Below are 10512 nucleotides of genomic sequence, written 5' to 3'. Positions count from 1 at the left end.
TCTTGCGATTCTCGGAGCAGAAGGCGATGCCGTGGTCAATCGCTTGCCTCGGCGAGTGAATGCCGCCGCCCATGTCCTCCATGAGGAGATCGCCTTGGTCTGCCCGGTCAGCGCCGAATACCATGCGAGCCAGCTCCGTCCGGCCCGATCCGAGCAAACCGGCAAGTCCCAAAATTTCTCCTTTTCGGATTTGAAGATCAAACGGTTCTATCGCTCCTTTACGGGCAAGCGCTTTGGCTTCCAACAGCACTTTCTTGGCTGCTGAATGACCCGCATTTTGAGATTTGGGCAGCTCATCAAGCAGGTGCAGCTCCTTGCCGATCATTTTGGAAACTAGTTCTATCCGGGGGAGATCCGCCGCCATATACTCCCCGACAAACTCTCCGTTGCGGAGAATGGTTATTCGATCTGACACTTCATAGACTTGATCCAGAAAATGAGTGACAAATAATATCGCTAGACCGTCTTTTTTCAGCTTGTTTATGACCCCGAATAGCTGCTTGACTTCACCGCGATCCAAGCTGGATGTCGGTTCATCCAAAATAAGCACTTTAGCCGAAATGCTTAAAGCCCGGGCAATGGCAATCAGCTGTTGAAGCGCTAGAGGATACGTATGAAGCGGTGCTGTAACATCAATGAAAAGATGTAATCTTTCCTCAAGAAGCGTTTCGGCGGCCCGGTTCATCTCTTTCCAAAGGATACGTCCATAGCGGCGCGGCTCTCTGCCAATGAAAATGTTCTCGGCAACCGTGAGGTTTGGGCACAAGTTTACTTCTTGATACACGGTACTAATTCCAGCCTGTTGAGCATCTTGCGGGCTCAAAACGGTGATTGGCTTGCGATCCATCTCCACGCTGCCATGATCGATCGCATAGACACCGGTGAGGACTTTAATCAACGTCGATTTACCGGCGCCATTTTCGCCCATCAGAGCATGAACTTCTCCCGGAAACATGCGGAAATTAACGCCGGACAGAGCTTTAACGCCTGGAAACTGCTTATGAATACCCGTCATCCTCAATATTGGCTGATTTGCTCGCATGGAATAACTCCTCTCTTTCAATATCCTTTTCTTGTTGTGTCCTCATTATAAATCGCTTATGGGCACATTTTATACGGAGTTTCAAGCTTATTTCTTGTGAATATTTACGTGTGTTTCCAGAGCTCGTCATGATGAATATTGTTTTTTTTAGCGAAAATTGTTATTTCTGGTGAAAGATGAACCCACTCATATTATGAAGAAATGGTTAGCGTTTACATATTCGTACCGACTGCAATTTGATATAGTGGTGGTATTGTTTAACGGCCTTCAACCACCATCCATAGGAGGCACAACAGATGAAAAAAGTAATACTGGTCGATGATGAAATATTAATACGCGAAGTCATTCGCGACACGATCCATTGGGAAAAAGAAGGATTTATGTATTGCGGCGGCGCTCCCGACGGGGAAGTTGCTCTTCCCATGATTGAAGAGTTTCGCCCCGACATTTTAATTACAGATATTAGAATGCCATTCATGAATGGATTGGAATTAAGTTCCATTGTCCGCGAACGATTTCCCGATATAAAAATTATTTTTATTAGCGGTCACGGAGATTTCGAATACGCCAGAACCGCACTTCGCCTAGGGATCGAGGAATTCTGCGTCAAACCGTTCGGTTCCGTCGATTTGCTTGAAATTCTTCATAGAGTCAGTGACAAGATTGATAAGGAACGCCAAGCCAAAGAGCAGATTGAACATCTTATGCAAGGAAACGGCCATCATGGCCTCTTAACGCGAAGCAAACTGCTGAATGATCTGTGCAGCGGATTTATTACGACATCTGAAGCCGTTCATTTGAGCTCGAAATTACATATCAACCTGATTTCTCCGTATTATGCCGTCGTGGTTGCAGATCTTCGAGGTCTGACAGCTTCAGCCCCCTCATCAGAAGGCATCTCCGATTTCTTAAAGCAGCAAGAGGAACTGATGCATGTGAACTGTGCGAGCGGTCAACCCCTGATGTTTAAAAGGAGCATAACCGAGTGCGTTTGGATTCTGAAAGGAGAATCTCCCGAACAACTGAAACAAGCCTTGTCTTCCTTTCTTCAGAATCAATCCGCAGATACCCTCTCCATTGGGATTGGAAGCATTCAAGACCGCATGCAGGGCATACACATTTCATTCCTGGATGCGATGGAAGACATGCACTGGCGGAGAATATCCCGACAAAACCTGCAAGCTTTAAGGGAATCAAATCATGCACCGCTTGAGCAATCGATCTTTTTGGACCGTGCCAAATTCGTTGAATTTCTGAAAATTGGCTCCCATGCACAGAAAGAACAATTCATAGATTCATTTGCGGCTGATCTTCGGAATATGGATTGGCACTCATGCCTCATCGGGTATTACATTCTAAACGACCTGACCTTGGAAGTTTTCCGATCCGCCAAAGAGTCTTATCCGGATATTGCCGATTTGGAAAAAAATCTGAATGACATGCAAAAAACGATCGAATCCATCCGAACCTGGGAGGAATCTTGTTCTTATTTGAATCGGCTAACCGAACAATACTGGAGCTGGCGATCTAACTCCACGGATCGATACGGGGATATGCTGAGCAAAGTGAAGCATCACATTCATGAGCATTACGATAAAGTAGATTTTTCCCTGCAAAACATTGCGGATCATGTGAGTTTGAGCCCCGGACACTTCAGCAAAATTTTCAGCCAAGAAATGGGTCAAACGTTCATCGAATATTTAACGCAAACGAGAATTCGCAAGGCCATGGAGCTGCTTCAATCGACACAGGCAAAATCTTACGAGATTGCCTTCATGGTCGGCTATAACGATGCTAACTATTTTTCCAATCTGTTCAAACGGATTACGGGAATGACCACCATGCAATTTCGCAAAAGCGGCCAAGCCGCGAAGCTGGTTGAAAGCGAAAGCATGAGGAGCTTAGTCTATAAAGGAAAATAAGGATGAGACCACCTCGCCTGCGCGGGATGATCTCATCCTTTTCCATTAGTTCAGGATCAATTTTGCAAGTGCTGCAAGATCCCAGATATCGATTTTACCGTCATTGTTTAAATCTGCTGCTTTGAACTGAGCCCACTCAGGATCAGAGGATGTTAAACCATAGTGGGACGCTGCGATAGCAAGATCGCCGATTCGAACGACACCGTCTCCATTCAAATCACCAGGCAGATTGGTAATGATCAATGCTTTGAATGCTTGCACCGCTGCGTTCAATTGATCAAATGCCTGATTGACTTGAGCCTGAGAAGCTGTGCCCGTATTTGCTACCTCATTTGCACTTTGAATGGCTGCAAGCAGCGCAGCTTTCGATCCTATCGGATACTCGCCAGGTCTTGTTCCCTCCACAGAAGCATCGTACAGCTCCTGAGCCTTCGCAATCGCTTCGCGCAGAGCTGTCTTGGTCACGGAGACGATTTCGAAGTTGTATGGATCCGGGTTCGTTACCGCTGATTCCGTTCCAGTACCATCTGCAAAAATCATATCTGACGTGTAGATGCTGCTTGTTTGCGTTTGACTTAGCTCCTTAGCTTTAAACTTCAGCTTTAACAGGTCCACTGGAGTGTCTGTCGCTTGATCCCTGTTCAGGTCTACAGTAAGCAAACGTACTTTTCCAGATTTAACTGCTTTATCTACGATAGTGAAACCTGGTTTCACCGATTCAGCAGAAATAAATTCAATTTGCGCCGGATCGTAGTTAATCGTTATATCTTGAGCATAGGCAATCTTTGTTACGGTGTTTAGTCCGAGTACAGCTTCAAATGTTTGATTGGAAACAACACTCTTAGGCCCGGATACATACATCATTTGAGTATTGCCGCCCTGCACCGTAACGCGGAGCGTTGCGATGAATCCGCCGTCTCTTGTAGATGCCGTAATTGTCGCGGCGCCGTTGCCGACTGCTTTAAGCAGCCCCGTCTCACTGACTGCGGCCTTCGTCTCATCGCTGCTGGACCAAACAATTCCTTGATTCGTTGCATTGGCTGGCATCACCGCTGCGTTTAGTTGTCTTTCCTCACCTTTCGAAAGTGTGAGATCGCCGCCTCCAATCGTCACGCCAGTAACTTTCGTCCCTGCCGGGACAGGAGCAACAGCAGGCACTTTAGCCGATAACTGGTTATACTCCGTCATTGTAACAGGAAGCACAGTGCCATGACGCGGCTTGGACGGCAAAGCGTAGTTCGTAGACATCGTCCAAACACCCGATGCCAAATCGGTTGTTTCAAACGGCTTATACCCGCCGCCGCTGAAATAATCGATAAACAAATACCATTTATTGCTGCCGTTCGCTTTGAACACGAGCGGCCCTTCACCTACGGAAATCGAGCCTTTACCGATACCTTCCGTAATTGTCGTGAAGTTTCCGAAGATAGAGTCGCTGACTTGTTCGAAAACCATTTTGCCGTTAGGCGCTGTGGATGCGTTATAATTTCTTTCATCTTTGGTAAATCTGTAAATTTTATTGTCGTGCTCGATCATTGTTGTATCAATGACAGAGTATCCAGGATTGTAATATTCTTGCGCTTCTGTAAAGGTATAGAAATCCCTTGTTTTCGCATACATAATTCGTTGGTGCGGACTGCCCGATTTCGTTGCGTCGCTGTACATTTTTGAAGCCCAGAACACGACGTATTCACCTGTTGTTTTATCATAGAACGCTTCTGGAGCCCATGTGTTGCCAGCCAGATCCGATGATACCTTGACCATCCGCTGTTCAGACCAATTGACCAAATCCGTCGATTCCCAAACCATAATCGCAAGGGATCCTGTTCGCTGAGCGGCTGTCCAGTCATTGTTGCCATAAATCTTAAGGTCCGTAGCGATCAAATAAAACTTATCTCCTTCAGGAGAACGGATAATGTACGGATCTCTCAACCCTTTTTCTCCTAAGTTCGAAAGGATCGAAGGATTGCCACCGTTCAGCTCCGTCCAGTGCAGCGGGTCATTGCCTTGGCTTAGCGCAAAGTAGAGCTGCTCGCCGTTGGAGTAGCCTTCCCCTGCGAAATAAGGGAAGAAGTAGCCTTGATAATCCTGCGCTTCAGGCTTTTCTTTCACAGTTGCGATGAAGGCTTTAGTCAGAACCTCTTGATTAAGAGTCAGGGTAGCTGTCAACTTAACCATAGCATTGCCGCTGCCATGCGCAGGTCTGGCAACTTCACCGGTTGGCGTAATGATGTCTGCACGCTCCGATTTCCACGAAATCGAAGAACCGTTGGAGCCGATCTTCGGCAGCGTCAGGTTGCCTCTTACGTCGTCGATGTTGTAAACGCGCAGCGCTCGAGCATCCCCAGTGAGCAGCTCAACGTCTGTAGGGAGTTTTTTCACTGTGACCGTAAACGACTTACTTTCTGACGCCGTATTTTTGACGATCGCCGCTGTTAATGTCACGCTCTTGTCAGTTTCCGTAGCGGTTGGGCGTGTAACAACACCGGTGTTGCTTACAGTCCTCGTGTCGCTGGAAGTCCATGTGATTGTGCTGCCGAACTCTCCTTTAACCGGAAGCTTCAAATCGCTGATTACCGCGCTCGTGTCGCCGAGTGACAAGCTTTCTTTATCCATCGCGACATAGTAAGAATCAGGCTTCGCCATAAGCGCTTGAATGTCTGACAGGCTCAGCGCTTTCGTATACACCCTGAAATCTTTGACCTTGCCGTTCATATACTTGTCGGCTAAATAAGCAGGACGGCCAATGTAATTGGCGATTGTCGGTTCCATATCGTTAGGCGTATACGTCAGCGCTGTAGTTTGCGCAACTTGAACGCCGTCAACATAAAGCGTTCCCGTTGTCCCCGTTTGCGTGTAAGCAACATGCTTCCAACTTCCTTTCGGGAATACCGAATTGACGATTGCGCCTTGCTCATTGCTATAGCGGGTCTTCGTTATGATCGATCTGTAGCGTGATTTGCTATCCTCAAACAACAGGCTCAAATAACGGGCGTTGGCGTCGTTCAACGGATCTGTCGTCGACCCGAATGTATACAGCCATGCCGGATTCGGAGAAGCCTCATCGACAAACACGTCGGTCGCAACCGTCATGCTTGTCAAGCCCGTTAGAACTCCGTTAGGCATTTGCACATAACCCGTACTTCCATCCAGCTTAACGCCATTGCCGCCCTGCCAGGTTGTCCCGCCACCCAGTGATCCGTTCAAGCCGTTACCGGATGAATCCGCTGCGACGCTGCCCGTTGTCTCATTGAATTTATACCAAAGCAGCAAGCCTTCGGGAGCGACATTTACCGCAACACGATAGGTGGCGGATTGGTACATAATCGTAATAATGGCACTGCCTTCACTGATGCCGGTTACGATTCCGCCCGCATTAACCGCAGCTACCGCTGGGTTGGATGACGAATAGGAAGCTTGCCCTGCAACTTCGGTCGTTGTACCGTCACTATTAAATAAGGTAAGCGAAGTCGCATGCGTTTTGGTCGCCTGCAAGGAATAGGACTCGCTATCCAGCAGGACGGACGGTACGGTGTCGGATGCAATCAGAGCCACCTGGTTCGACCTTTTGGATTCGTTCTCATCCTTCATATAGGTCATGACATAATAGTAAGGTTGTCCCGTCGCAAGTCCGCTGTCTGTGAAACTCACAGACGTTCCGCTGTACACGGGCTCGAACGTTCCGCCCGCCTTGTTCGCTCTGTAAAGCTTATATCCGGTTGCTTCTGCTACAGGATCCCAGCTTACCGATGCCGAGGATGGCGTTTTACCAGCAAGAGCCAGCTTGGAAGGATTCGCCGCCTGCTCCAGCGTTTTAGCGCTTGCGGCTTCGGAAAGCATGAGCTCTCCGCTCGCGTTTACCGATGATACTTTGTAGTAGTACGTATTTAATGCTGCAAGTCCCTTATCCACAAAAGATGTACCGTTCACATCGCTTTTAATTTTTGTATAAGTTCCTGTCAAAGAGGAAGAACGGTAAATATTGTACCCTGTCGCTCCAACAACGGCATCCCAGGAGACTTTAACCGTTGACGACGAAGGATCTGTCTTGATGTTCGTTGGTACGGCCGGTGCTGCTGAAGTTACGCTGACATCATCCATATAGAAAGCCTGCCATTTGTTGCGGACTGCCAGCTTCCCGTTCGTTAATTCCGTATCTGTTACGTCAAAAACAAGTGTTTCCACGCCATTATTGATGATATAGCATTTGATTGAACTGCCTTTAACGACAACTTTCAGGGTATACCATGTGTTCGCTGTCATCGTGTAATTGCTTGTTGCCATTGTAACGGCCGTTGCTCCCCCTACTCGTTTGGAAAGAGCTAACGTATTTAGCAGCTGCATTTGGAAGTAATAATAGTTATTCGTGTCCAGATAACGGAAGTAGAACCCCGGATATGCCCCGCCCGCTTTCGTATTAAAGCGTCCGACTACCGTATAATCCATCCAGTTTGCGTCTCCGACACTGATGATGCCTTCGTTTGCATCCGTTTGATTCAGCACTTTGTTGCTGCTGTTTGTCGGATCCGTGCCCACGGTCCATGTACCGGATACTACGGTCCAGCTCGGATTGGACGTGTAGTTGCCGTCCTCAAAATTATCCTGTACCAGCACGCTAGCTACCCGAACATTCACTTTATAGCTTTTACCCTGATAGTCAGCCGTAATGACGGTGTCTCCAGGGCGCAGCCCTGTCACTTCACCGTTTGCATTTACGGATGCGATAAGCGGGTTGGCCGATGAATAGCTCGCATTCGCCGTGACATTTTGTTCGTTATTGCTGCTGTCGACTGTTTTAAGCACTGTAGCATGAACGGCATTTACATTAAGCGTGTACGCATATGAATCAAGATAGTTATATCCGCTAGGCGCTGTAACGGTAACCGTTGCCGTCACGGATTCGCCCGGCAGGTAGCCGTCGGCTACAGGGATGCCAAAGTAAGGCGAACCGTCCGCGTGCCAATAAATATACTGCACTCGGGCCCATCTTGAAGCGTCATACAATGGCGCGTAGGAGTTTACTCCCGAATATTGTTGATTTTCCCGGGCATGGTACGATAAAACCTCTCTTGTCCCGTCCTCGGAAACTGTAAACGTAGAATGACCGGGACCGAATTGGCCTGTCGCAACGCTTGTGGCCATGACCGGATACGGCGTTTTGGTCCATGATGCCGGATCCAGCAAGTTGGTGCTCGGTGAATCTACCGCCGTCAGCAGTCCGATAGCATACGTCGAATCGGTAGAGCCGGCCGAGAAAGTCATGAAAATCTTTCCGTTCTTCTTCATCACCGAAGGCGCTTCCTCAACGTTGTCCCGGCGCTGCTCCCACGTGTACTCCGGTGTTGAGATGGTGACTTGTTTGCTGTCCAGCGTTGTAGGGCTGGTCATTTTGGCAATACGGATGGAGGAGTTGACAGAATCCGGTCCATATTTGTAAGCATAGGCCATATACATTTCATTATTGTGTTCGAAAACGGTCGCATCGAGATCGAAGGACTCATTGATCATAGCGACTTTGACCGGAGGGCCCCAAGGATCCTGCATCGGATCGCTGCCTTGGCATTCAATGACGTATACACGAAGATCAAAGTTAGCGCTTGTTTTACCTCCTGCGAAGTAGACATACCATTTGCCGCCTATTTGATGAATCTCCGGCGCCCAAATGTGATACGAGGCATCGCCGGAAGCATTTTTATAAAAAATCTGCTTCTCTTCCGCCGTCGCAAGACCTTGAATCGTTGTTGCTCTCCTTAGCGTAATGCGGTCATATTGTTTGGCCGCCACATTGTTGTTGCTTGCATCCATGTAAGAGCTTGTATAGTAAAAATAACCGTCTTTCCCTTTGTAAATGTCGGGATCCGCTCCGTTTTTAATTAGCGGATTACTATAAACAGGCACATCAGGAAGCGTTGATTGTGGAATTGTCCCTGTCACCGTGAACGTGCCGGGTTTGGAGTATGCATTGGAATCAATGGACTCCCACTCCACAGCCTTCTGTTCGGTCGTTCCGTCGCTGTACTTCACATCGGCTTTAGCCGGCAGAACCGGAGCTTGATCCGCTGTTGTGCTAACGGCAATATTGTTCGTACCGGTCGGAATTTTCGGAGTGCCGATACTTGCCAGCACAGCATTCAGTTCAACCGGACTAACGGCAATGGAACTGGAAGCAATCGCACCTGTCGGCTTCTTCGTCAGATTCGGAAGGGCTGCCGGATACGCTGAACCTGTGTATACGGTATTCGTGGAAGCGCTCACAAAATCTTTCGTCGTATTGGCGTAGACTTTCGTTCCGTCCGTCCAATAAATGACATAGTTCCCTGCCGCCGCATCGTAAACCGCTTGCGGTTTCTTCGCTGCCAAGCTGGAGCTGTTCATCAAAATCGTACGCTCATTCGTGTAATGGATAAGATCCGTCGTATCCCAAGCGAAAATGCTCGGACTCGTCGTTGCGCCTGCGCTTGTCGTCACCGTTGCCAACAAGACGAAGGTCCCGTCCCCTTTTCTGAATAAAAAAGGATCGCGAATTTGCAGGCCATTGGTCGGCGAAGCCCCATAGCCTTTATTCGTTTTAAACAAAATCCCGTTATTGTCGTTCAGTGCAACCCAGTTGACCCGGTCGTAACTGTAGGCAAGGTGCAAACTGTCATCCATATAGGTCATGCTTGTGCCCGAAGTATTGCTTGTATAGTAAGGCATCAAGTACGCCTCGGGTGGATCTTCTGCTGCTTCCACAGCAGGAAAGTGAGCAAACATACTGACCAATAATGCCAGAATCGTAAAAACAGGTATTAATTTCCGCCTCATTCGCATTCTTCCTCTCTAATCTGCTTGAAACATCGGCATGTATACGTTAATACTAAGTCTTTCCTGCAAAAACTCAATTCAATTTTTTACGTCATTTCTTGACTTTTTTACGATGGCTAGACATTTTTTTCTACATGTTTCGCGCACCATCCCCTTCAAATCTTTTGACTACCTTGCATGACGTTTTCTTGCGAACCATCTCCGTTCACTTAATGCCTTTTGCAGCAAAATGAATAAACAAAGCAGCAGGCCGATCACAATTTTCGTCCACCAGGAACTGAGGGTTCCTTCGAAACTGACGATCGTCTGAATGACCCCTTGAATGAGTACTCCGAAGAACGTGCCGGCGATGTAGCCTACGCCTCCGGTTAAAAGCGTTCCGCCGATCACAACGGCAGCGATCGTATCCAGCTCCATCCCCATCGCGTGCAAGCCGTATCCCGACAGCATATAGAAAGTGAACACGACGCCGGCTAACGCTGAACACAAGCCGCTGAAAGCATACACGCCAATCTTCGTTCTGGCAACCGGCAATCCCATGAGAATCGTCGACTGCTCGCTGCCCCCAATGGCATACGTATTGCGCCCGAAACGCGTGTAATGGGCGACATACATCCCCGCTGCGACGACAAGCAAGGCGATCACAACGCTAATCGAAATGAAGTTGCCGCCCGGCAGCGGGATTTTGGTTTGCGCGATATGCGTGTACATCGCATTATCGATCTTGATCGTGTTGATGCTGAT

4 protein-coding genes are annotated in these 10512 nt (G+C 48.2%); 1 reads left to right on the top strand and 3 read right to left on the bottom strand.

What is annotated here, in order from left to right; all coding sequences use genetic code 11:
- Positions 1-1042: sugar ABC transporter ATP-binding protein (locus GC097_RS11290; RefSeq protein WP_171683408.1), on the bottom strand; the 1042-nt coding region annotated here is incomplete at its 3' end.
- A 296-nt stretch (positions 1043-1338) separates the two neighbouring features.
- On the opposite strand from GC097_RS11290, the gene GC097_RS11285 reads away from it, so the two are divergent.
- On the top strand, positions 1339-2964 hold the full coding sequence (locus GC097_RS11285) for a response regulator (protein ID WP_171683407.1): 1626 nt from the start codon (positions 1339-1341) through the stop codon (positions 2962-2964).
- Positions 2965-3009: 45 nt separating this feature from the next.
- On the opposite strand, the gene GC097_RS34195 is transcribed toward GC097_RS11285, so the two are convergent.
- Complete coding sequence (locus GC097_RS34195) at positions 3010-9768, bottom strand: family 43 glycosylhydrolase (RefSeq protein WP_171683406.1); 6759 nt, start codon at positions 9766-9768, stop codon at positions 3010-3012.
- Between the two features lie 168 nt (positions 9769-9936).
- A partial coding sequence (locus tag GC097_RS11275) for an ABC transporter permease subunit (protein ID WP_446686396.1) occupies positions 9937-10512 on the bottom strand: 576 nt, incomplete at its 5' end.

Source organism: Paenibacillus planticolens, assembly GCF_013141725.1.
Lineage (GTDB): Bacteria > Bacillota > Bacilli > Paenibacillales > NBRC-103111 > Paenibacillus_E > Paenibacillus_E planticolens.
This window is presented reverse-complemented; position numbering and strand designations above follow the sequence as displayed.